Here is a 23,904-nt window from a genome sequence, read left to right as displayed (position 1 = left end):
CAAGCGGGGTTGACGCGTAATCCAACGTTTTCGTATCTTTAATGCGTTCGGTGTCGGGGACAGGACGCGGCTTCGAAAGCCCCGCTCGAACGCAAATACTCACGTTGTGTGTCATGCCCTTGGACAGATAGCAACGTGGCACATTGTCTTGCCACACCTGCCGACACTCCAACCAAAGCAAGCCAACAAGCCACTTAGACTGTAGCGTTAATTTCTATCTGACAGATATCAGACATTGTGTATGACTATATTTTACATTTGTTAAATTTAAAAATGAAAATGAAGAACTACGAACTGATTTACACTTTGTTCTTAGTGTTTGTTTTTTGCACTTCCTGCGAAAGACAAAACAAAACCGACCAACAGACAGATAATGCCAAGTCAGAGACGAGAGAAGAGGTTATCTCTTACGGACCTACCAGTGTTGTACGTACAATCAAACAAGATAGAAAGGGTAACATTTGGATGACCTCCTGGGAGGGAATTTTCCGTTATGATGGAAAATCTTTTACCAATATCACCAGTAAAGTAAGTTCAGCTAGATTCTTTTCTCTTTTAGAAGATAGAAACGGTAACTTTTGGTTCGGCACAATTGGCTCAGGTGTTTTCTACTACGATGGGCATACTTTTCAAAATTTCACAACAAAGGAAGGCCTTATTAGCAATGAGATTGGTTGCATTTATGAAGATAAAGCTGGCAATATTTGGTTTGGTGGCAGTGGCGGAGCAAGTCGCTATGATGGTACTTCCTTCCGAAGCTATACAATAAATGGGCAGGTCATGGATGAGGATAGAACAGGGAAGTCTTTTTCAGAACGCCAGCCTTATGGAGTTAATTCAATTATCGAGGACAGAACAGGCAAATTTTGGTTTGCTACCAATGTTAATACTTTCATTTATGATGGAAAAACATTTTCAGTTTTCGCTAACAAGGGCAAACCTTTTAAGAATGTTGGTAACATTATCGAAGATAAAAAAGGTAATATCTGGCTCGGTGGGACTCGCTATGATGGAAGTACATTTACCAACTTCACCTCGAGTTCCGTTCTTTATGTATATGAAGATAGAAATGGTAACATTTGGACAAGTTCTAGTCGCCCTAATGAGCAAAATTGGGTACTTTCTCGTTATGAGGCTAAGTCATTGGACAACAAGGAGCCTACTGTAACCGAAATAAAACCCGAACTAGGAGCACTTTTCACGATTCTAGAATCTTATGATGGAAGCATTTGGTTGGGCGCTGATGGCGTGCATCGTTATGATGGTAAAATCTTTCACGACTTTAAAAGTAAAGACCTTCGGAAATAATTTGGTTTGTTCAATGATTTAAAGTTGACCCGAAGACACAAAATTACTACAAATAGAAAATTGAACTCATTGGTGACCAGTTTAACGGTTGACTTACATAGCAAAAAGAAATGACCTCACGCCACACCAACTTGCAAGCCCCACATCCTTTGCGCAAGTCAAAGCTAGCAAGTCCGTGAGGCTCACAAAGTGTAGGACTTGGGCACGAACACACAACAAAATGTTTACGCAATGGTGCGTTGACGTGAAGCCCAAAGTTTATATCTTCGTTCAACGTTTGGTGTCGGGGACAGGACGCAGCTTCGAAATCGCACCACTGCGCAAACACAAACGTTGGCTGCCATACTGTGGGACTCGACAAAACGACTAAACAATTTTGACAATGGAAACTATAACTTGGAAAAATTCGGACCTGAAAGGAAACACTTTTGACTTCGAAATTGGTAATCAATTATTGGGGACACTGACTCTATTGAGCCCGTTGAGTTCTAACGCAAGCTTTGACAGTGAGAAGGAACAAATAAGATTTAGTAGAGTTGGTTTTTGGGACAACAAAGTTATCTTGAAAAGGAACAATGAGTTCGTAGGAGAAATTGGTAATAGACTCGTGGGACAGACATTCCTAAAACTTAAAAGTGGTAAGACTTACAAGCTTTCGTCAAACTTAATCGGACGCAACTTAAAATGGATTGACTCGCAAGGAGTTCCCGTTGTAGAGTATTCTTTTGCGACTTTAAAATCAATGAGAAAAGGTTTTATCGTGACGAGCAACGCAATTGACGCAGACGAAAAGGATATTCTTATCAGTAGCGGACTAATCGCAGGTTGGTTTAACGCATATCGTTTGACTATTGGACTACTTTTTGTTGCTCTAATCTTGAACCTAATACCAAGACTAGTTTAAGTACGGCAGCCAACAATATATTTGCGCCAGGCGGGGTTGACGTGTAGTTCAAAGTTTTGTTATCTTTATTGCGCTTCGTGCTGGGGACAAGACGCAGTTCCAAATTCCCGCCCGCTCGCAAATATTCACGTTGGCGGTCATACCCGACAAGAAAGATTGTACCAATTAACTCAAGACATATGAACCGAATACTTTTATTTATTCTGCTAGGTTTGACGACAACGGTTAAGGCAATTAACCCTGAAAGGGAGTATAAATTTACACCCGACAGGTGGGGTATAAGCTATTCTGAATACCAATTAAAAACGACAGACAACTACGCGATTAACGTTTGGGAGTATCCACGACCCGATTCATTGAAATCCAACCGGACGATTATATTGGTTGGTACAGATGCGGGAAATATGGGTTATTTGATTTGGCAGGCAAACGCATTTTTAAGTAAAGGATTTAGAGTTATCGCATTCGACTACAGAGGCTTTGGAAAGAGTTCAGACTTTACAATAAACAAGGACTTTCTTTTTTACCCTGAGTTTTCTTTGGACTTGGATTCCGTAATCAAGGCGACAAGGGAAAAATACCCGAATGATAAAATCGGACTATATTCACTTTCAATGGGGACATACGTGAGCTTATTGAGGAAGGAAAAAGTAGACTTCTTAATAGGAGAAGGGTTTTATCACGACCCGCAAAAAGTTATAGACAGGATTAAAGTAAACAAAGGAAAGGTTGTTTTACTTCCTCAATTTGCAAAAGCAATTGTTAAACTCGATGAGAAAATCCCGACAATGATTTTTTGTGCAAGCAACGACAAAACTACAATCACAGAAGACGCAAAAGAATTTGCCAAACAAAACATCGTGACGATTATTGAATTTAAGGGCGACCATTTGAACGGAATGAATGTATTCCAAAAGAACGACTACGGTGACGAATATGCGGACAAGGTAATTGAGTTTCTGAACAAAAGTGGAGTATAATAGTACGAACTGCCAACACAGTGCTTATGCAATAGCGGGGTGAAGTGTTGACTTTACGTTTTGTTTTCATAATTTCGTTCTGCTTGTGGGACAGGGCGCAGTTTCAAAATCCCGCTACTGACATAAGCACGAATCGTTGTGTGTCATGCCGCTAGACAGCCGACAGGGTTGCCCCTGCTCGCGGACGGGCGCAAACCCAACCCGCCACGGGGCAAGCCGACCCGCAAGGGAGAAGTGGCACATTGCCTTGCCGCACGTGCGACCGCGTAACCAAAGCAAGGCAATAAGCCACTTAACATACAACGACAATGGAGTTACACGAAAAAATATTATCTCATCTTTATGAGCAACGTGACACAAAATATTATTCCGACATCTACAAAGTGTTTGAGTCATATACTGCCAGTCAGAGAGACCAAAAATTGAATGAGTTGAGGGCAAAAGGTTTGGTAAAAATTCGCGAGCCATTTGATTACGGATTCTTTATTTTAGGTGATAACAATCAAAAAAATGGAGGTGAATTTGACTACAGTAGAAAAGCAATAATAACTATTGACGGGATTGAGTATGTAAAAAATATGCTCAACCAGACTGCCAACAAAAACGATTCCACGATGGTAATCAATGTAAATAGTTCAGTTATCAATGCACCTCTAAATCAATCTTTTGATGACCGTTCCTTTAACAAAACAATACATAGTACCAATAATCCACCAAAACCAAAGGAGACCATACAAAAACCTAGTACTTGGACGCTATCAAACATATCTTTTAATTTAGTTATGGGTATAATTATTACAGTAGTTGGAGGTCTTATTGTGTTAATCTATTGGGAAAGAATAAGACACCTTTTTGAGTGAAGTCAATCCGCCACACCAACTTGCAAGCCGCGCGACCTACACACGGCCAAAGCTTACAAGTCCATGTGGCTCACATCATGGAGGTTTTGCGGCACGAACACACAACATTATGCTTATGCAATAGCGGGGTGACGTGTGGTTATTTAGTTTTGCTTTCATAACTTCGTTTTGTTTTGTGGGACAGGGCGCAGTTTCAAAATCCCGCTACTGACATAAGCATTTAGCGTTGGGCACCATTGCTAAAAAAGAGTTGAGTACAATGACAGGAGAATTTAGAACAGCAAAAGGTTGGAGAATATTCATCTATATATTTTCACCACTTCTCATCGGACTGTTTATATATGTGGGTTTCATACCCTTCACTTCAGAGAATTCTAATCTAACAGTCAAACTCATACTAATTCCAATTTCGCTTGTGGGGACAATTTTGTTCATATATGGATTAGTAGAGACAATAAGAAGCAGAATCATTATTGCGGCAAATTCAATTTCAAGCCAAAGCATTCTTGGACCAAGAACTTTGGACTTCCAAGAAATCAAGGGTTTTAGAATAGATGAAAATTATATTCGTATAATTTCAAACTTCAAAAACAAGAAGTCAATTAATATAAGTCTTTACATCGAGAAGTCCGGACAGATAATAGAATGGGTTTCAAATAACTTCATCGAGCTCGACAGTCACGAAGCGAAACAGGAAGAGCAACAAATTTTGGCAAACCTTGAGTTTGGAATCAATGTGCAGACACGTGAATACAAACTTAATGAAGCAAGAACGGTTGCTAAGTACATAAATATTGTTGGTGGATTGACCTGTGCTTGGTTATGGTTTTATCCGAGACCATACTTATTTAGTATTTCAGTAGGAATGGTAGTGCCTATACTTGCTTTTGTATCTGTTTATATCTATCGCGGACTTATCAGATTTGATGAGAGGAGGAACAGCGCTCATCCGTCTATAATTTACGGGTTTCTCCTTGCCAGTGTTGGACTTTTGATTAGAGCTATCATGGACTATGAGATGCTTGAGTATAAGAGTATTTGGATTGCTATATCTATTAGCACAATTACCTTGACCTTTTTATTCATTCTTGGGACGAAGGAGATTAAATTCCATAAATTTGTTGATTATGTGACGACCTTATCATTAGCAGGAATGATATTATGTTATTCTTACGGGACTTATGTAACGTCAAATTGTCTGTTTGACAAATCCGAGCCAGAGATATTTAAAAGTGAAGTGACCGACAAAGAAATCAGTTCTGGAAAGTCGACAACCTACTATTTGACACTTAAACCTTGGGGACCTAGAACTGAAACAGAAAGAGTAAGCGTGACAAAGGACGAGTATGAAGTTACAGCCAAAGGGGACACAGTTGACATTTACCTTAGACAGGGACTTCTAAAAACACCTTGGTTTTATGTAGTCATAGAGTGAGCAACGGTGCCCAACAAAAGCTTATTGCAAGCGGGCGGGACTGTGCGTCATTGAAATTTGTAGTTCTTTTTTTATCTTTATCTCGTTGGACAGGGCGCAGGTTTTAATTGCCCGCCAGCAATAAGCCAAACGTTATGCAACATGCCGCGGGACAGAGAGGGCGACCCGCATTGGCACATTTGCTTGCCGCACTTTCCAACGCGACCCCAAAGCAAGCAAAAGAGCCAACCTTCCCATCCGCGACAACGAATTAAAAAGATGACTAAACGTAAACTTTTTATGAATCCGGACAATTGAGTTCCAGTAGCGGACATCTATCACAACAAATTACTCTAAATTGTTGGATTATATCGTTTGGCCTCATTGTTGACAACATACTTCTGAACAACTAACCCTAAATAAAAAGTTATGCTTAATCACTTTCTTAAAATATTTTTTAGGACAACATTTAAGAATCCAAGCTACTCCTTTATAAATGTTGCAGGCTTAGCAGTGGGATTTGCTTGCAGTATTTTTATTCTACTATGGATAATAGATGAAACTACCTTCGACAAGTTCCATGCAGATAAAGAGAGGATATTTCAAGTCATGGGAAACCATGCTTTTCCCGATGGCACTCAGACGTTGGAACAAACTCCAGGGCCTTTAGCAGAGGGACTAATTGAATTACCGGAAGTTGAAGAATCATGTAGAATAAGATTTGGAGGGGGCCGAATCCTTTTCAATCATGGAACTCAATCGATTTATGAAAACGGAGTATTTGCAGACACCTCAATCTTTAGTGTTTTCACAATACCATTAGCTGAAGGGAATACCACAAATCCACTTCCAGACATTAATTCTATTGCTATCTCTAGAAAACTAGCTAGCAAATATTTCAAGAATGAAAGCGCATTGGGAAGAGTATTTCGTTTAGACTCAAAATCTGAAGCTAAAGTAACAGCGGTTTTCAATGATCTTCCCAGTAACTCAACTCTTCAATTTGATTTTATTATTCCATACCCCGTTTATTCCCAAGTAGATCAATACAATAAAGAATGGGGAGCTTGGACTGGAGGGAAAACCTATGTTAAACTGAAAGAAGGTAGTAACGTTGCACTTTTAAATGAGAAGATAGCCGAGGTTTTGACTAAACCGAAGATTTGGCCTAGATGGGATTCTAATGTAGAACTCTTCTTGTTCCCAATTACTGATTGGAGACTTTATAATAATTTCAACAACGGAATACAGGACGGAGGACGAATAACATACGTTAGAATTTTTTCCATTGTCGCTGGCTTTATTCTCTTGATAGCGTGCATCAACTTCATGAACCTTGCAACCGCTCGTTCAATGAACCGAGCAAAAGAAATTGGCGTCCGCAAAGTAGTTGGCGCAGCCAGACGATCCTTAACAAAGCAATTCATGGGTGAGTCTATTCTAACTTCACTAATTGCGTTTCTATTTGGTTTATTTATTGTTGAATTATTATTGACATACTTCAACGAACTGACAGGAAAGAAGCTTATCATTGATTATCTCAACCCTGTTATTAGTATTAGTCTCATCTCAGTTGCATTGCTAACAGGACTTATTGCAGGAAGCTATCCAGCATTTTTTCTTTCTTCTTTAAAAGCGATCAATGTGTTAAAAGGTAAATTCTCTGGACTAAGCGGAGCGGGTATTCGAAAAGGACTCGTTGTTTTTCAATTTGGCGTTTCAATCGTTCTTATTATTTCAGCATTAATAGTTTACTATCAGGTGGATTTTATGAAAAGTAAAAATCTTGGATTTGATAAGGAAAACATACTATATTTTAATGTGAGCCCAGATATTCTCAAAAACTTTGAAAGCTTTAGACAGGAATTACTTCAAACTTCAGCAATACGTTCAGTTGCTCGTGGTGATAACAATCCAATGGACAATTTTGCAGGAATGGTCTTGGGTGACAATGCTTGGCCAGGAAAAGCAAAAGAGGACAACCTAATATTTAAGACCCTTGTATGCGATGATTACTTTTTGCCTGCATTGGGTTTCAGTATTTTGGAGGGAAGAAACTTTTCAAAAGAATTCACCACCGATACGACAAATTATATCATTAATGAAGAAGCTGTTCGGAGAATGAAACTTTCGGATCCGATTGGTCAGGTATTAATCGCTCCAAGAAAAGGTAAGATTGTAGGGGTTATCAAGGACTTTCACAGTGGTAGTTTACAGGGACCAATAGAACCAGTAATTTTTTCAATGCGGCCAAACGAAGTGGGACAAGTATTTATTCGATATGAGGCAGGGAAGGTTGAACAGGCTACAAACCATATCCAAACAATTTACAAGAAGTTTGAATCTGATTTTCCAATTGAATACTCCTTTATGGATCAAACATTTGACCGTCAATATCAAAACGAGATTTTGATTGGCAAGCTTTCATCATCTTTTACCTTAATAGCAATTTTTATTTCTTGTCTTGGGCTTTTTGGTCTTGCTTCATTTACAACTGAAAGACGGACTAAGGAAATTGGCGTTCGGAAAGTAATGGGTGCCACTGTGTACGGAATAGTCGTCATGCTTTGCAAAGATTTCATAAGACTCGTAATTTTTGGCATTTTGATTGGCTGTCCAATTGGCTATTATGTTGGACAACAGTTTTTGAGTAAGTACGCGTTTCATGCTGAGATTAACATCTGGATTTTTTTGTTGACAGCAATATCGGTGATTTTGACTACGTTACTAATTGTATCATATCAATCAATAAAGACTGCCCTTACTAACCCCGTGAATGTATTGAGAATTGAATAGGTTTAATTCATACAAACGACACTGACGACAGAAATACAGCCTTCGAAAACCACACCAATGCCAGTGCCGCACAAGCCGACACACAGCCAAAGCACTGGCATCCGTGTGGTTAAGTGTAGTGTAAGCGCGGCACGTTGCATAACAGCATGTTTCTGCAATGGTGCCGTGACGTGTTGATTTTAAGTTTTATCTTCGTTCACGTTTAGTTTCGTGGGACAGGACGCAGCTTCGGAAAGGCACCACTGCAGAAACACAAACGTTATGGCCAATTTGCGGGACGAGTGCTCCTCCAGAATTTCGGTGACGACAAATTAATAGACGTCTGACTTCTGCTCGCTGACAATTCAAAAACATTCTGTGGACTTTGCTTCAAACGGCTAACGGAAATTTTAAAAAATCAAAGCCGCCTTTTTCAACTCTTTTCTTGCGGACACTTTTGCTCGTTGTCGAACCGTCTCGGAAACATTTGCAGCAATCGGACGACTCATTCTCGCGCGACAACTCTTAATGACACTTTCTGGCGGACGACCAAAACTCTTGCGCTGGACGACTTGCTCGCAAAACTTATCGGTGGACATTTTTCCTTTTTCACGGTCGACACTAAAACCCTAAGCTCGGTTGCAAACTGGCCATAACACAGGCTTGCAGAAAAGCGGGCGGACTGTGCGTTAGGAAAGTTCAGTGCGTTTCATTTATTTTATCACGTGGGAGAAGGCGCAGGTTTTTAATTGCCCGCGTTCTGCAAGCCCAACCGTTAGGCGCAAGCCCACAACTTCGTAGACAGTTTTAGTTGACAATTAAATTTTAAAAATGAAAAAGTGTCTGTTGATTTTATTGGTGACATCTCACATTACCGTCTTTGGACAGAATTTAGATGCGATTGATGCTATTGTCAAAGAGGAGATGACAGCTAAAAGAACAGTAGGACTATCCGTTGCTGTTATTAAATCAGGTGAACTCGTTCACTTAAAAGCTTATGGACTCAGGGACAAAGAAAATAATCTAGAGGCAACAATCAACACACCATTCACAATAGCATCGGTTTCAAAGACAGTTGTGAGTGCTGCGATATTTAAACTAATGGAATTAAAACAGATAAGACTAACTGACGACATTAATGACTACTTACCTTTCCAAGTTATCAATCCACATTTCCCAAACTCGAAAATCTCAATTAGTCAGTTGTTAAATCATCATTCCGGTATTAACGATGGAGACGCAATGCAATTCTGGACTTACGAAGGAGATTCCAAAATTCAACTTTCAGAATTTCTAAAGGACTTTTTAAGTGTGAAAGGAAAACTATATCACAAAAGTCGATTTGTTAAGGATACGATTTCGTACAGATATTCAAATATTGGCTATGGATTACTGGGCTATATAGCTGAGAATGTTTCCAAGACAAGTTTTGAGGAGTTTTGCAGAAAATACATTTTTAACCCGCTTGAAATGAATAACACGAGTTGGTTCTTGAATAATCTTGACAAGTCATTAGTAGCCAAACCCTATGCTTCCACAAAGTCCAATGGGCAGGAGTTTAAAGGCTTTATGGGTTATCCATATTATCCATGCAGACAACTTAGAACATCAATTTCGGATTTCTCAAGTTTCATACTCGGTTATATTAATTCGCAGAATGGGAAGTTTATACTTGACAGCATAACGACTGAGACGATTACTCCAAACCCTAGTGACAAAAGATTAAAGCATTACACTTGGAGAGTGGATTCGACATTTTCCAAAAACACATATTACCTACACAGTGGTGGAGAACCGGGAGTTGTGACGTGGACATTAATGGATGTGACTAAGCAGAACGCAATAATTATTTTTGCAAATTCTGACGGAGGACTTAATAACATGCTTATTAGAATTGACAAAGAATTATTTAACTAAACGGACGACAGGCCAGCGCCTAACAAAATGCTTCTGCAATAGCGCGGTGACGTGTAAGTTATAAGTGTTATCTTCGTTCCAAGTTTGGTGTCGGGTACAGGACGCGGCTTCGAAAGCGCGCTACTGCAGAAGCAAACACGTTGGCGGCAAGGCATGACAAAGTGTGTACAAATGTAGACGGACAAGCAGATGATAACAATTCAGGAGTTATTGTTCAATCGCGGACTCGACAGACAATCAAGAATCAAACTTGTAAGACATAAAGATTCAAGAATTGACCTCTATAACGCTTACAGAACAAAACGAGAAATATTCTTAAAGTACCAACAGCAACAAGCTAAAGAAGTCTTTAATGGTGTTGACTACATAGTTTCTTTTATTGGAGAAGAAGGACTTCTTTCAAGGTTTGTAGGAGTCTATAAAGTTTTACGCTGCCGACATCTACCAAAAGTGCAAGTGAGTGTTATTGACACTCCTTATAACATTGAATACGACTTCGAAGAAATACTAAATTTCGATGATTTAAAAGAAAGAGTTATCGTAAAATGGAGCAATGCTATTTCTTGGCATCAGTGGATTAAAAACGAAATGGAAGTTATTGAAATACACCCGGGACTTCACTACAAGCATTTCACTGACTACTCTGACTTCATTTTGAACTTCAATGAGCTAAAAGAAATTGTCACAAACGGGTACAACGACTGGAAAAGAATGCTTTCTGGAGCAAAAGGAATATACCTAATAAGTGACTCGAAGACTGGTAAACTTTACGTTGGGTCAGCTTACGGAGAAGAGGGTATTTGGGGACGATGGAATTCCTATGTTTCGACAAACGGACATGGTGGAAACAAGCAATTGAAAGAATTGATTCTAAAGAAAGACGGCTATGCCGAGAACTTTCAGTTTTCAATTTTAATGATTTTACCAAAGACAATAACGGCAGACCAAGCAATTGAGAAAGAACGACTTTTTAAAAATAAATTGGGGACAAACTCATTTGGACTAAACAGTAACTAGTGACGAGATGCCCAGCCGCCAACAAAATGTTTGCGCAATGGTGCGTTGACGTGTAGCCCAAAGTTTTTATCTTCGTTCCACGTTTGGTGTCGGGGACAGGACGCGGCTTTGAAACCGCACCACTGCGCAAACACAAACGTTAGGTGCCATTAGACACCTGCCCGGAAAGTATTGTAACTTTGAAAATTGGTATCAGTAATAATGACACAAAAGGAATTCGTAGTTCTTCCTGACCTAGACAAAAAAATTGACGAGGCTATACACGATGCCATTAATTACTTTGACAAGAAATGCCCGTATTGTGATTCTTTACTCTTTACTGGACATATTAGAAATAAAATACAAATCGACCACTTTATTCCAGTGAGTAAAGGTGGACAGCATGTGCCTTGGAATATTTTGCCTGTTTGCCAAAAGTGTAATTCAAAAAAGCTAGCGAAAAAACCTCAACTTTTTTTGACTCATGAAAAAGTGAAAAGCTGCGAAAGCTATTTAGCGAACGTAAAATCTAGATACGTGGGACAACTTCAATCAGACATCGAAAAATTTCAACAGATAAAGGCAATTTTTAATAAATATTCCGACCCAGACTTAATTGTTTTGCACAAGTCAGACATACTAAAATCTATCTACGAAATTACAACTGACCTCAATTACCCAAACAGTTACCAAAAAACGATTTCTGGCTTTGAACCTGAAACAAATCTTAAAGATCTTCTAAATAGTTTGTTCAAAATACCTAATAATAACGACTTAATTGAAAAATATTCGGCAACAGAACTTTTGCAAAAAATTCAACCATTAGTCAATTTTCAACTGACAAGGACCTTAGTCAGCAAGACTTTAAAAAAAATGGGTTTTTTCAATCGGACTGAGCGGATACGTGGTTACGGAATTAAAAGAGCTTTTTATCTGACACCTAGAGGGACAAATAACGGCACCTAACAAAAGCTTGTGGCAAGCGGGCGGGACTGTGCGTCATTGAAGTTTGTAGTTCTTTATTTATCTTTATCACGTGGGACAGGACGAAGGTTTTTATTTGCCCGCCTTCCACAAGCTAAACGTTAGCGGCAAGCCTCCCTATTCTGAAAAAGAATTGATTTCCAAAGCTAACGTTACGTCCATCCGGACACCTTCCCATCGATTGAAATTTTACTATCTTGACGGAGTCCTTTGCAAGGCCGATTTACGCGTTGGTGCATAATAGCCCGAGGCAATCCTGGTTGGAATGTAAAAAGCCTTTTTGCTAGAACAAGAAGGCTTTGAGATGATTTCAGTGGTGGGCTCTCGCGAGTACCCCGTTCAGAATACTTTCATGTCAAAGATACATTCCCTTAGGGCATTTTTAAACAATCACTTAAAAAATGTTTTATGAAAGATCTATCAATGGAAGTAGTCAACCCCAATGCAGCCGGAATTGATATTGGGAGCCGTTCTCATTTTGTTGCTGTTGGGCAAAAAGAAGAGGATGTGAAAGAGTTTGGTGTTTACAATGAAGACTTATCGTCCCTTGCCAAATGGTTGTCCGATCACGGGATAAAGACGGTGGCCATGGAAAGCACAGGCACCTATTGGCAGAATTTGTTCACCGTACTACAAGGAACTGGGTTTGAGGTGATCCTGTGCAACGGGAAGTTCACCAAGAACATTAAAGGGAAGAAGAGTGATGTGCAGGATTGTCAATGGATACAAAAATTGCACACCCTTGGATTGTTGAGCGGGAGTTTTTTACCCGATCAAGCAACCGAACAGCTCCGCACGTATTGCCGTCATCGGATGAATTTGATAGAACAGGGTGCCGATACAATACGCAAATTACAGAAGTACCTGCGGCTGTTAAATTTCCGCTTGGATATAGTGGTCAATGATGTGACCGGCTTGACAGGGCTTTCCATTATTAAAGCGATCTGCAAGGGTGAGACCGATCCAGAAAAGCTGGCTTCCCTGCGCAATGGGAACTGCAAGAAATCGGAAGAGGAGATCGCCAAGGCATTGCAATATAATGGGCGTAAGGATTATCTTTTTGCCCTGAGGCACGAATATGAAATGTATGTTACCCTTCAGTCACGTATAGAGGAGTGTGACGCAGAGATCAATACTTTATTGAAAGCGCAAATCAGCAGTGACGAGAATAAAAAGCAACACCATATTGAAAAGAAGGTACATAAGCGGGTGAACAAGAACAACCCCAAGAACATTGACATCAACCTGCTCTCATATCAATACTTTGAAGGCACAGACTTATTATCCATTGAAGGGCTGGGCCATTCCACGGTTCTTACCATCATGAGTGAGGTGGGGAATGGGATATATAAATTCAATACAGCCAAGCAGTTTGCTTCATGGCTCAGGCTATCGCCCAATAACAAAATCAGTGGTGGGAAAGTACTGAGCAACAGAATACCCAAAGGTAGCAACCGCTTAAAAATTGCACTGCGCAATGCAGCCAATGTGATTGGGAACCTAAAAGGCACAGCGCTATCCGATTTCTTCAAACGGATCGCCTTTCGCAAAGGAAGGGTGTCAGCTATTTCGGCAACAGCAAGAAAGCTGGCCGTCATCATTTGGAACATGCTGGTAAAGAAGATCCCATACAAGCCGGAAAACACCTATGAATTCCTAGATCAAAAAAGAAAGAGGAAAGTAATGGAAATGAAAAAGCTAATTCATAAGTTTGATATAACACCTGACGACCTCGGATTGCAATTGAATATCAGCAACTTGTGAAACGTTAGTCAGAATGGGGACAGCTCGTTGACAAATTCGATAAACTTTGATGATACTGATACGAGAAATAGAAAACAATGAGATTGAAAAGATTGGAGAAATTCAAAGAGAGGAAGAAATACTTGGTTACTACAAATTGAAAGATGGGGCTTTGACAGTTATTGAGAATTATGAACACGTATACTCTTTTGACGCAGACGAACTAGCAGATATTATGAATCGACAAAGAAAGATAAAAAGTGAGGGTGGAGCAGTAATCGGAGTATTTGACGATGAGAAAATGGTGGGAGTTGCTTCAGTTGAAAATAAGCGGAGAGGAATGGAAATGAATTATTGTAAAATGGACATCCTCTATTTAAGCAATAATTACAGGCAATTGGGGTTAGGAGGTCGCCTTGTTGACGAAAGTAAAATGGCTGCAAGGAAATTCGGAGCGAGTAAATTATACATTTCTGCAACACCGACAATAAACACTGTGGACTTTTATTTAAGGCTGGGCGCTGTTATGACAAAGGAGTTGGACTTGGAATTATATCAAAAAGAACCAGACGACATTCATTTAGAATTAGGAACAGGTTTGTAAACCCACATGCAGCCAACAAAAGCTTATTGCAAGCGGGCGGGACTGTGCGTCATTGAAGTTTGTAGTTCTTTATTTAACTTTATCACGTTGGACAGGGCGAAGGTTTTAATTGCCCGCCAGCAATAAGCTGCCCGTTGTGGCCAATGCTTAATGACGTTTGGGTTAACTAAGCAGAATTATGAATAAAACTACTTTGACAATTCTATTAAGAAAAGCGCGAAAGAGATTTTTTGCTTTCAGTCTGAATATAGTTGGACTCAGCTTCGGAATCTGTTCAGTAATATTTATTACGGTTTATTCTATAGATGAATTGTCATATGACAAGCACATACAAAATCATGAAAGAATCTATCGAGTAACGACAGAATATCAAACTAATTCGGGGACTGATTTAGCTATGGCTGAGTCTTTCTTGGGAATTTCACCAACATTAAAAAAGGAATTTCCCGAAGTTGAAGAAGCTGTAAGAGTCCTTCCATACAAAGGAAATATTACCATTCAATTCAAATCAGGTAATAGTAATGTTTTTAAAGCCGAAAATACATATAAAGTTGATAAGGAGTTTTTCAAGGTCTTTCGGCACTCATTCATAAATGGCAATGACATGGACTTTTCAAAGCCCAATTCAATCATAGTAACTGAATCCTTATCGAAGAAACTGTTTGGTGACAAATCACCAGTAAACAAAGCTGTCCTTGTCGACAACCAAATGTATGGAGTGGTTGGAGTAATTGATGACCTTCCAAAAAATTCAGATTTCTATTACGAAGCACTGCTATCTCATGACTTCTCCCAATATGACGATGATTGGGGTAACCCAGCAGGATTTACTTATGTCTTATTGAATAATTCAGAAACCGCAAACAAGCTTGAATCCAAGATAAATTTAATTGCCGTAGAGAAAGCGCTCTCATTTTTTGTCAAGGAATATGACATGAAATCAAATATCAGACTTTCATTACAGCCTATAAGTACAATTCATTTCTCGAAACAACTGAGCGGAGATGCGATAAAAGGAAATCCAATTTATTTAAAGGTGCTGATAACACTTGGAGTGGTTATCTTTCTAATTGTAATATTTAATCACTCGAACTTTTCGACTTCAATCTATACCGAACGAATCCATGAGTTAAGTGTTAGAAAGCTAATGGGTATTGGCAAGTCGGGCTTACTAAAGCAATTTGTGGTCGAATCAGTAACAATAGCAGTGTTAGTAATTTTGATTTCAATTGCTTTGTACACCATTTTATTGCCATTCACTCAAGAAATGACAGGCAAAAGTTTGACACTTTCACATCTCTATGACACTACAACATTGGTAATCCTAGCGACAATTTTCTTGATAGTTGTTATTTCTGGAAGTTTTTATCCTGTTTTCTATTCATTCCGTAACTCGACCCTAACGGGGCTAAAGGGCTTTTCGAGTTTAGGTAACAATAGACTTAGAAAGTTTCTTACAGTTGGCCAGCTTACTTTTACAGTGGGTCTTGTTTTCTTTACGCTTACTGTCCATAACCAAGTAAGTTTCTTGAGAAACAGAAACTATGGGTTCAACTCAGATAACATAGTTATGGTATCATTACCAAAAGAGCTTTCAAGTGGAAATAACTTAAGAACCTTTACAGACTATTTGCAAAAGGATCGTCCGACAAATGATTTCTCTATAATTAACGAATTGTCATACCCAGGAAGCGAAAGATTAGGTTATCAATTAGGTTGGATTTACAACAATGACAATAGAATTGAAGCGAATTTTAATCTATTCGAAGTTGATAGCATATTTTCAGAACTACTGGGGATAAAATTCCTTGCTGGAGGAAACTTTGCTCCCCAACAAAATGAAATAATTAAACAAGCAGTAGTGAATCAAACTTTTGTAAAAATGGCAAGGTTTGATAATGTGAGAAATATTATTGGTGAGACTATATATGCATTTGATGAGAAAATTAGAATTGTTGGAGTTGTGTCCGATTTCAACTATCAAGGGTTTCAACAATCAATTAAGCCACTTGTCATGCTTCCAATTAATTCAACAAGCAACGACAGCAAAAAAGTATTAATTAAATTAAAAAGGCCTGAAGACTTAAAGAATATTGAAGGCATTTATTCAAAGCTATCAACAATGGACGCTCTTGAATACACATTCTTGGACGAAAGAGTTAAAAAGATGTTTGAACAGGAAACGACAACAGGACGAGTTACGCAAGCATTCAGTTTATTAGCAATTTTTCTTGCGACAATCGGTTTGTACTCTCTTTCCAATCTAATACTATTACAGCGGACAAAAGAAATTGGTGTTAGAAAAATACTGGGTATCAGTCAGAGTTCATTGACGATCCTATTATCAAGAGAGTTTCTATTTCTATTCCTAATCAGCTTTGCAGTAGCAGTCCCTTTCGCATGGGACAGGAGTCAGTACTGGCTTTCAGATTATGCATTCCGGACAGATTTGAGAATTTCAACCATTGGACTCTCTGGACTTATAATTGCGGTGATTCTAATATTGGGTATAGTGACAAACATAATTAGAAGCACTAGAATTAATCCGGTTGACCTATTAAAGAACGAATAAGAGTGGGTCAAGCACTGGCCACAGCAATGTATTTGCGTCAAGCGGGGTTGACGCGTAATCCAACGTTTTTCGTATCTTTAATGCGTTCGTTGTCGGGGACAGGGCGTGGCTTCGGAAGCCCCGCTCGAACGCAAATACTCACGTTGGCGGTAATGCCCGCTGACGACCAAGAAAATAGATTGATATAATTGAACTTGATGACTAAAAGACTGCTAACCTCAATTTTTGTTTCGCTGACAGTTTATAGCTTCGGACAAAGTCCAAAAGAGCAGCTTAAAATTGCTAACGCTGCAAATGTAGTTTTGACAGATTTTTATCAGGAAATCTCATTTACTGACAGAGGTGGCTACTTTATCATTCCTGTTACTATAGGTTCACAGACATACGACTACATATTTGACACTGGAGGATACAATACGGTAACAACCGACATCATGACTAAGAATATGCTACCTGAACTAATGAAGGTTTCCGTTGGTAGTTCGAATCAAATTAAGTCCGAAATAGTTCTAAGTAAAATACCCAGACTTAAGGTTGGTGACGTCCAGTTTACAGATGTAGGAGTTTTTAACTTTGATTTTAATGAAGCTCCAGTAATTAAGTGCTATACTAACGGTGGACTTCTTGGAAAAGGAGTTATCAAACAAGCAGTCTGGCAGATTGACTATCACAACAAAATTATACGACTGGCTGACAATTTAGAGAAAATGCCAAATCTCAAGAATTCAGTTAAACTCAAAGTTGAGCTAGACAGAGTACTAAATCCTTTTATTCAAGTAGAAATTGATGGACGCAATCAAAAGTTTATGTTAGACTTTGGTTATGGTGGTTTCATTTCACTAACAGAAAAGACAGCCAATGAGTATCAGTTTGCCAATTCTATTGAAACATATGGTGAAGGGACTATTGGTGCAAACGGGGTGAACAAGGAATCAATGTATGTTTCACGTTTGAAAACTGTTAAAATTGCGGGACAAAGTGTAGCTAATCAAGTTGCGTTCTATTCTAAGTCAAACAATTATAATTTGATTGGTTCAGAGTTAGCTAGATATTTTATTGTGACACTCAATTTCAAAGAAAAGGAATTGATATTAACACCTTTTAGTGAAACTCCAATTGACCAATTCAATTCATTCGGAGTAGATATGAACATGAATGGTAAGGACATCTACATAAGCAGACTATATAAAGGATTGAGTGGTGACATTAACGGTATAAAGCTGAATGACACTTTAGTTAGCGTGGACAAATTATCGGTTGACACCGCGAATTTATGCGATAGTTTTTTCAAAATAAGAGACATGCTTTATCAGGCTGACAGTTTAAATATGAAAGTTAAGCGGGACAACGAGGAGGTGGAATTTAAACTTAAAAAAAGCAGATGAAGTAAGGCACTACCGCCAACAAAATGTTTGCTCAATGGTGCGGTGACGTGTTACTCAAAGTGTTATCTTCGTTCCACGCTTTGGTGTCTGGGACAGGACGTGGCTTCGAAACCGCACCACTGCGCAAACACAAACGTTGTGGCCAATTGGGTTGGCTCCGTGGACAGGGACGAACAAACTGGCAGTATTTCGGTCGACAAAAAAAAGTTGACTTCTCCATATGCAGTCTATAACACATTGACAAGTTACATCTCCGCAGACGGTGGAGAAAAAAATAAAAAGGGAAAATTAGTATCCACTGACGAATCAATAAAGGTGGACTTAAAAAGCAAATAGACTCGGCAATGCAGAACAAATTAAGTTAAAAGGAAACAAAACACAACTCAAAAAAAATGAGACCACTATTGATAACCTTAATTTTTGTCGGACTACTTGGATGTCAGAAAGACCAGCTAACATTTACAGGCCGACTAAATGTGACTTTCACTAACAGTTCCGAGCTTACACTTGGTTCTAAAATTTATGAACTAAGTAATCTGAATTATCCCTTGTTTGAGAACCTTGCCGCAGATTCAAAAGGTAATTTGACCATTGAATTGAATTATGGTAATTACTTAATCGAATATTTTCGACATGACGATTTAAACGGAGGAAATTTCTCGCAACGGAGAGCCTTTCAGATAACCCCCGACAAGACAACAAATTTGACAATTAATCTTTAGTGACGGTTGACGATTTCGGACAAAACCCAACTGGCCACAACAATGTATTTGCGTCAAGCGGGGTTGACGCGTAATCCAACGTTTTCGTATCTTTAATGCGTTCGTTGTCGCGGACAAGGCGTGGCTTCGGAAGCCCCGCTCGAACGCAAATACTCACGTTGGCGGCAACTGGCGCGCACAGCAAAAAGAGAGCGTTAAACTGAAAGAATTAGCTTCGTGACGTAAAATTGAAAGGGTTAACAACCATTTGACAATAATGTGTGTCTAACGACAAAAAAGAAATAATGAAAAGATTACGTGTATTCTTCATATTCGCAACCATAGGATTTACACTATTAATCTCATGTGAAAAAGATGAACCGAAATCAAAAATTAGATTATGCGCAGACAATGGAAATTTCTACTATTCGGGAGGAGGGAAAATATATCTTGGAAAACAATCATTGTCCGAGATTTATATTGTGTTTAAACAAGAAGAAGTAACAAAAGGGTTAGCAGATTCTATATTGAGTAAATATCCCTTCATAACCAATAGCACCAAAGCAGGTAACAATAACTACCATGAAATTTGGGGAAGAATCAATGAAACCTTGACTGACTGCACTCAAGTCAATGATTACTTAAAAGAATTAAACAAAGACGATGAAATATTTTCAGCTACCCCAATATTTTACACAAATGAGAACGACCCAAATTCATATTTTGTTGTTTTAAGTGAAGTTCTAACAAAGCATGACGAGAATATTGTTTCGGAATCTGACTTTAAAGATTATGCCGAGACAAAGAATCTGGAATTGATTAATGCAAAGTATTCTACTCAATATTTTAAAGTTAAAAATGTTGCGACAGGTTTTGAGTCTATAGAAATCGCTCAACAAATTTATGAAAGTGGACAAGCAGAATATTCTCACCCAAATTTTATAGTAAAGATTGAACTGCATTAAATGGCTTTGCGGACATATCTCAACATGTAAGTAAATTCAATTTCGCAGACAGACAAGAAATATTTCGAGAAAAACTTCGTTACAAGTTTATTCACAGTGGACAAGTTTCGACTTCGTAGACGATGTTGAAAATCAATGCCAGCAGCCGCCAACAAAATGTTTCTTCAATGGTGCGGTGAAGTGTCATCCAAAGTTTATATCTTCGTTCAACGCTTGGTGTCGGGGACAGGACGCGGCTTCGGAAGCGCACCACTGAAGAAACACAAACGTTATGGCCAATTTGCGGGACGAGTGTGCATCCGAAATTTCGGTGACAACAAATTAATAGACTACTGACCTCTGCTCGCTGGCAATTCATCGACATTCCGAGGACTTTGCTTCAAACGACTGACGGAAAATTAAAAAAATCAAAGACGCCTTTTTCAACTCTTTTCTTGCGGACGCTTTTGCTCGTTGACGACTCGCCTCGGAAACATTTGCAGCAATCGGACGACCCATTCTCGCGCTACAACCCATAACGACACTTTCTGGCGGACGACCAAACTCTTCCGCTGGACGACTTTGCTCGCAAAACTTATCGGTGGACATTTTTCCTTTTTCACGGTCGACACTAAAACCCTAAGCTCGGTTGCAAACTGGCCATAACACTAGCTTGCAGAAAAGCGGGCGGATTGTGCGTTAGGAAAGTTCAGTGCGTTTCACTTATTTTATCTCGTGGGAGAAGGCGCAGGTTTTTAATTGCCCGCCTTCTGCAAGCCTAACCGTTGTGGCTCATTGCCAGACCCCCCAAGAAAGATTCGGAAAATTTTAATAAATTCGGGTTAGAATAAAAGAATTATGACTACAAACGAGATCAAATCTGAGATCCAGAAATCCTTGGACAACGTTCCTGAAAGCGTTCTTCAGGACATCTTAGACTTTTTAAAACAGGCTGAGAATCAACCTGCAGGCAGGTTAAATCTAATAAGGGATTTAAGAGATATTTTTGCCGAAGACAAAGAACTTCTCGAACGACTTGCTAAATGATAGAAGTTAGTGAAGTCGAAAGGATTCATGACATTCTTATTGACCGATTTGGTGGAGCAAAAGGAATTAGAGATAAAGGAATTTTAGAATCGGCCATCGGACGACCATTTCAGACTTTTGATGGCAAAGACTTATATCCTGACCCCGTTGACAAAGCCGCAGCAATTTTTGAGAGTATTGTTTCAAACCATCCATTTGTTGACGGAAACAAAAGAACTGCATACGTTCTATTAAGACTAATACTCAAGAGAAACCAACTTGATATCAATGTTGACCAAGACGTTAAATATGACTTTGTAATCAAAACAGCAAAAGGAGAATTAACATTCGACAAAATTAGAGCGTGGATTCGAGATAATTTGGAGTAAGCAACGAAGCCACAACAAAATGTTTCTTCAATGGTGCGGTGACGTGTAGCCCAAAGTTTATATCTTCGTTCAACGTTTTGTGTCGGGGACAGGACGCGGCTTCGAAACCGCACCACTGCGCAAACACAAACGTTGGTGGCAAGCCTCCCTATTCTGAAAAAGAATTGATTTCCAAAGCTAACGTTACGTCCATCCGGACACCTTCCCATCGATTGAAATTTTGCTATCTTGACGGAGTCCTTTGCAAGGCCGATGTACGCGTTGGTGCATAATAGCCCGAGGCAATCCTGGTTGGAATGTAAAAAGCCTTCCTGTTCTAGCAAGAAGGCTTTGAGATGATTTCAGTGGTGGGCTCTCGCGAGTACCCCGTTCAGAATACTTTCATGTCAAAGATACATTCCCTTAGGGCATTTTTGAACAATCACTTAAAAAATGTTTTATGAAAGATCTATCAATGGAAGTAGTCAACCCCAATGCAGCCGGAATTGATATTGGGAGCCGTTCTCATTTTGTTGCTGTTGGGCAAAAAGAAGAGGATGTGAAAGAGTTTGGTGTTTACAATGAAGACTTATCGTCCCTTGCCAAATGGTTGTCCGATCACGGGATAAAGACGGTGGCCATGGAAAGCACAGGAACCTATTGGCAGAATTTGTTCACCGTACTACAAGGAGCTGGGTTTGAGGTAATTTTGTGCAACGGGAAGTTCACCAAGAACATTAAAGGGAAGAAGAGTGATGTGCAGGATTGTCAATGGATACAAAAATTGCACACCCTTGGATTGTTGAGCGGGAGTTTTTTACCCGATCAAGCAACCGAACAGCTCCGCACGTATTGCCGTCATCGGATGAATTTGATAGAACAGGGTGCCGATACAATACGCAAATTACAGAAGTACCTGCGGCTGTTAAATTTCCGCTTGGATATAGTGGTCAATGATGTGACCGGCTTGACAGGGCTTTCCATTATTAAAGCGATCTGCAAGGGTGAGACCGATCCAGAAAAGCTGGCTTCCCTGCGCAATGGGAACTGCAAGAAATCGGAAGAGGAGATCGCCAAGGCATTGCAATATAATGGGCGTAAGGATTATCTTTTTGCCCTGAGGCACGAATATGAAATGTATGTTACCCTTCAGTCACGTATAGAGGAGTGTGACGCAGAGATCAATACTTTATTGAAAGCGCAAATCAGCAGTGACGAGAATAAAAAGCAACACCATATTGAAAAGAAGGTACATAAGCGGGTGAACAAGAACAACCCCAAGAACATTGACATCAACCTGCTCTCATATCAATACTTTGAAGGCACAGACTTATTATCCATTGAAGGGCTGGGCCATTCCACGGTTCTTACCATCATGAGTGAGGTTGGGAATGGGATATATAAATTTGATACCGCCAAGCAGTTTGCTTCATGGCTCAGGCTATCGCCCAATAACAAAATCAGTGGTGGGAAAGTACTGAGCAACAGAATACCCAAAGGTAGCAACCGCTTAAAAATTGCACTGCGCAATGCAGCCAATGTGATTGGGAACCTAAAAGGCACAGCGCTATCCGATTTCTTCAAACGGATCGCCTTTCGCAAAGGAAGGGTGTCAGCTATTTCAGCAACAGCAAGAAAGCTGGCCGTCATCATTTGGAACATGCTGGTCAAGAAGATCCCATACAAGCCGGAAAACACCTATGAATTCCTAGATCAAAAAAGAAAGAGGAAAGTAATGGAAATGAAAAAGCTAATTCATAAGTTTGATATAACACCTGACGACCTCGGATTGCAATTGAATATCAGCAACTTGTGAAACGTTAGTCAGAAGCGTTGACAGAGTAACTCAACAACTATGGGACGACTTATAAGTATTCTGACATTTGTTTGTTTTTCTATATTAAGCTTCGGACAGCAAAAAGTCTTAAGCACTTCAAGACTCGCTGGGACTTTTTCATACAGTTTGGGCAGTGACAAGGCTTCGGGGACGGTTCTAGTTTATCCAGAGACAGACAACACAATTTTGTTATATGTCGACCTGAATCGCGGAGCACCTTCATACAACATGGGTTCTCTCTTCGGACGATTAAAAATAGAAGGCGAAAAAGGAACATTTGAAACAAAAGACAAAGGTTGCCGTTGGACAATGAAATTTTTAAACAACACTTTGACAATCGCGACAATTGAAAAATCTTATGACTGCGGCTTCGGACAAGGTGTTACGGTTGACGGGACGTACAAGCGAAGATCAACCCAAGTTCCAGAGTCTTTTGAGACAGCGGAAGGAATTAAATACAGTTTCAAGACGACAACACCTGAGAATTACAATAAGTGAGAAGGAACGCCAGCCGCTAACACTGGTAGCTGATGCGCAACTCTTCAAAAAAAGGTGGGTTTAGGAAATTCAAGCCAAAAATGGCTTT

21 protein-coding genes are annotated in these 23,904 nt (G+C 39.5%); all 21 read left to right on the top strand.

The window, feature by feature from the left end:
• The first annotated feature begins 279 nt into the window (after positions 1-279).
• The 21 genes from KA713_09265 (at position 280) to KA713_09165 (ending at position 23,816) form a co-directional block, all read left to right on the top strand.
• Positions 280-1,308, top strand: coding sequence for a histidine kinase (locus KA713_09265; GenBank protein UXE68736.1), 1,029 nt, complete (start codon positions 280-282; stop codon positions 1,306-1,308).
• A 382-nt stretch (positions 1,309-1,690) separates the two neighbouring features.
• Positions 1,691-2,212: a hypothetical protein gene (locus KA713_09260; GenBank protein ID UXE68735.1), complete on the top strand. Its 522-nt coding sequence runs from the start codon at positions 1,691-1,693 to the stop codon at positions 2,210-2,212.
• Positions 2,213-2,391: 179 nt separating this feature from the next.
• A complete protein-coding gene (locus KA713_09255; protein ID UXE68734.1) occupies positions 2,392-3,192 on the top strand; it encodes an alpha/beta fold hydrolase in 801 nt (266 codons plus the stop codon).
• 308 nt (positions 3,193-3,500) lie between these two features.
• On the top strand, positions 3,501-4,052 hold the full coding sequence (locus KA713_09250) for a hypothetical protein (protein UXE68733.1): 552 nt from the start codon (positions 3,501-3,503) through the stop codon (positions 4,050-4,052).
• Between the two features lie 259 nt (positions 4,053-4,311).
• Positions 4,312-5,487 (top strand): hypothetical protein, encoded by a 1,176-nt coding sequence (locus KA713_09245; GenBank protein UXE68732.1) that lies wholly within the window; start codon positions 4,312-4,314, stop codon positions 5,485-5,487.
• A 408-nt stretch (positions 5,488-5,895) separates the two neighbouring features.
• Positions 5,896-8,262, top strand: coding sequence for an ABC transporter permease (locus KA713_09240; protein ID UXE68731.1), 2,367 nt, complete (start codon positions 5,896-5,898; stop codon positions 8,260-8,262).
• An 810-nt stretch (positions 8,263-9,072) separates the two neighbouring features.
• On the top strand, positions 9,073-10,158 hold the full coding sequence (locus KA713_09235) for a beta-lactamase family protein (GenBank protein ID UXE68730.1): 1,086 nt from the start codon (positions 9,073-9,075) through the stop codon (positions 10,156-10,158).
• 189 nt (positions 10,159-10,347) lie between these two features.
• Entirely contained in the window at positions 10,348-11,175 is an 828-nt protein-coding gene (locus KA713_09230) for a GIY-YIG nuclease family protein (GenBank protein ID UXE68729.1), read from the top strand.
• 201 nt (positions 11,176-11,376) lie between these two features.
• A complete protein-coding gene (locus KA713_09225) occupies positions 11,377-12,120 on the top strand; it encodes an HNH endonuclease (protein ID UXE68728.1) in 744 nt (247 codons plus the stop codon).
• 70 nt (positions 12,121-12,190) lie between these two features.
• A complete protein-coding gene (locus KA713_09220; protein UXE68727.1) occupies positions 12,191-12,379 on the top strand; it encodes a hypothetical protein in 189 nt (62 codons plus the stop codon).
• Between the two features lie 167 nt (positions 12,380-12,546).
• Positions 12,547-13,902, top strand: coding sequence for an IS110 family transposase (locus KA713_09215; protein ID UXE68726.1), 1,356 nt, complete (start codon positions 12,547-12,549; stop codon positions 13,900-13,902).
• A gap of 49 nt (positions 13,903-13,951) precedes the next feature.
• Positions 13,952-14,485: a GNAT family N-acetyltransferase gene (locus tag KA713_09210; protein UXE68725.1), complete on the top strand. Its 534-nt coding sequence runs from the start codon at positions 13,952-13,954 to the stop codon at positions 14,483-14,485.
• A 178-nt stretch (positions 14,486-14,663) separates the two neighbouring features.
• Positions 14,664-17,057 carry an ABC transporter permease gene (locus KA713_09205; protein ID UXE68724.1) on the top strand — a complete coding sequence of 798 codons (2,394 nt, stop codon included), beginning with the start codon at positions 14,664-14,666 and terminating at the stop codon, positions 17,055-17,057.
• 197 nt (positions 17,058-17,254) lie between these two features.
• Positions 17,255-18,442 carry a hypothetical protein gene (locus KA713_09200; protein ID UXE68723.1) on the top strand — a complete coding sequence of 396 codons (1,188 nt, stop codon included), beginning with the start codon at positions 17,255-17,257 and terminating at the stop codon, positions 18,440-18,442.
• Between the two features lie 138 nt (positions 18,443-18,580).
• On the top strand, positions 18,581-18,778 hold the full coding sequence (locus KA713_09195; GenBank protein UXE68722.1) for a hypothetical protein: 198 nt from the start codon (positions 18,581-18,583) through the stop codon (positions 18,776-18,778).
• A 56-nt stretch (positions 18,779-18,834) separates the two neighbouring features.
• Entirely contained in the window at positions 18,835-19,164 is a 330-nt protein-coding gene (locus KA713_09190; protein ID UXE68721.1) for a hypothetical protein, read from the top strand.
• A gap of 260 nt (positions 19,165-19,424) precedes the next feature.
• The gene (locus tag KA713_09185) at positions 19,425-20,108 is read left to right on the top strand and encodes a hypothetical protein (GenBank protein UXE68720.1); all 684 of its coding nucleotides are present in this window, start codon (positions 19,425-19,427) and stop codon (positions 20,106-20,108) included.
• A gap of 837 nt (positions 20,109-20,945) precedes the next feature.
• Entirely contained in the window at positions 20,946-21,134 is a 189-nt protein-coding gene (locus KA713_09180) for a hypothetical protein (protein ID UXE68719.1), read from the top strand.
• Positions 21,131-21,502, top strand: a complete 372-nt coding sequence (locus KA713_09175) for a type II toxin-antitoxin system death-on-curing family toxin (protein ID UXE68718.1) — start codon at positions 21,131-21,133, stop codon at positions 21,500-21,502. Before KA713_09180 ends, KA713_09175 begins: the two co-directional genes overlap by 4 nt.
• A 439-nt stretch (positions 21,503-21,941) precedes the next feature.
• Entirely contained in the window at positions 21,942-23,297 is a 1,356-nt protein-coding gene (locus KA713_09170) for an IS110 family transposase (protein UXE68717.1), read from the top strand.
• Positions 23,298-23,336: 39 nt separating this feature from the next.
• On the top strand, positions 23,337-23,816 hold the full coding sequence (locus KA713_09165; protein UXE68716.1) for a hypothetical protein: 480 nt from the start codon (positions 23,337-23,339) through the stop codon (positions 23,814-23,816).
• Positions 23,817-23,904: the final 88 nt, after the last annotated feature.

It is taken from the genome of Chryseotalea sp. WA131a, from assembly GCA_025370075.1.
Taxonomy (GTDB): domain Bacteria; phylum Bacteroidota; class Bacteroidia; order Cytophagales; family Cyclobacteriaceae; genus ELB16-189.
The sequence above is the reverse complement of the archived record's forward strand: the minus strand, read 5'-3'. Positions and strand labels throughout refer to the sequence as shown.

Coding starts and splice junctions, on each gene's coding strand:
- KA713_09265 (UXE68736.1), top strand. CDS start 280: ATGAAGAACTACGAACTGATTTACACTTTGTTCTTAGTGTTTGTTTTT.
- KA713_09260 (UXE68735.1), top strand. CDS start 1,691: ATGGAAACTATAACTTGGAAAAATTCGGACCTGAAAGGAAACACTTTT.
- KA713_09255 (UXE68734.1), top strand. CDS start 2,392: ATGAACCGAATACTTTTATTTATTCTGCTAGGTTTGACGACAACGGTT.
- KA713_09250 (UXE68733.1), top strand. CDS start 3,501: ATGGAGTTACACGAAAAAATATTATCTCATCTTTATGAGCAACGTGAC.
- KA713_09245 (UXE68732.1), top strand. CDS start 4,312: ATGACAGGAGAATTTAGAACAGCAAAAGGTTGGAGAATATTCATCTAT.
- KA713_09240 (UXE68731.1), top strand. CDS start 5,896: ATGCTTAATCACTTTCTTAAAATATTTTTTAGGACAACATTTAAGAAT.
- KA713_09235 (UXE68730.1), top strand. CDS start 9,073: ATGAAAAAGTGTCTGTTGATTTTATTGGTGACATCTCACATTACCGTC.
- KA713_09230 (UXE68729.1), top strand. CDS start 10,348: ATGATAACAATTCAGGAGTTATTGTTCAATCGCGGACTCGACAGACAA.
- KA713_09225 (UXE68728.1), top strand. CDS start 11,377: ATGACACAAAAGGAATTCGTAGTTCTTCCTGACCTAGACAAAAAAATT.
- KA713_09215 (UXE68726.1), top strand. CDS start 12,547: ATGAAAGATCTATCAATGGAAGTAGTCAACCCCAATGCAGCCGGAATT.
- KA713_09210 (UXE68725.1), top strand. CDS start 13,952: ATGATACTGATACGAGAAATAGAAAACAATGAGATTGAAAAGATTGGA.
- KA713_09205 (UXE68724.1), top strand. CDS start 14,664: ATGAATAAAACTACTTTGACAATTCTATTAAGAAAAGCGCGAAAGAGA.
- KA713_09200 (UXE68723.1), top strand. CDS start 17,255: ATGACTAAAAGACTGCTAACCTCAATTTTTGTTTCGCTGACAGTTTAT.
- KA713_09190 (UXE68721.1), top strand. CDS start 18,835: ATGAGACCACTATTGATAACCTTAATTTTTGTCGGACTACTTGGATGT.
- KA713_09180 (UXE68719.1), top strand. CDS start 20,946: ATGACTACAAACGAGATCAAATCTGAGATCCAGAAATCCTTGGACAAC.
- KA713_09175 (UXE68718.1), top strand. CDS start 21,131: ATGATAGAAGTTAGTGAAGTCGAAAGGATTCATGACATTCTTATTGAC.
- KA713_09170 (UXE68717.1), top strand. CDS start 21,942: ATGAAAGATCTATCAATGGAAGTAGTCAACCCCAATGCAGCCGGAATT.
- KA713_09165 (UXE68716.1), top strand. CDS start 23,337: ATGGGACGACTTATAAGTATTCTGACATTTGTTTGTTTTTCTATATTA.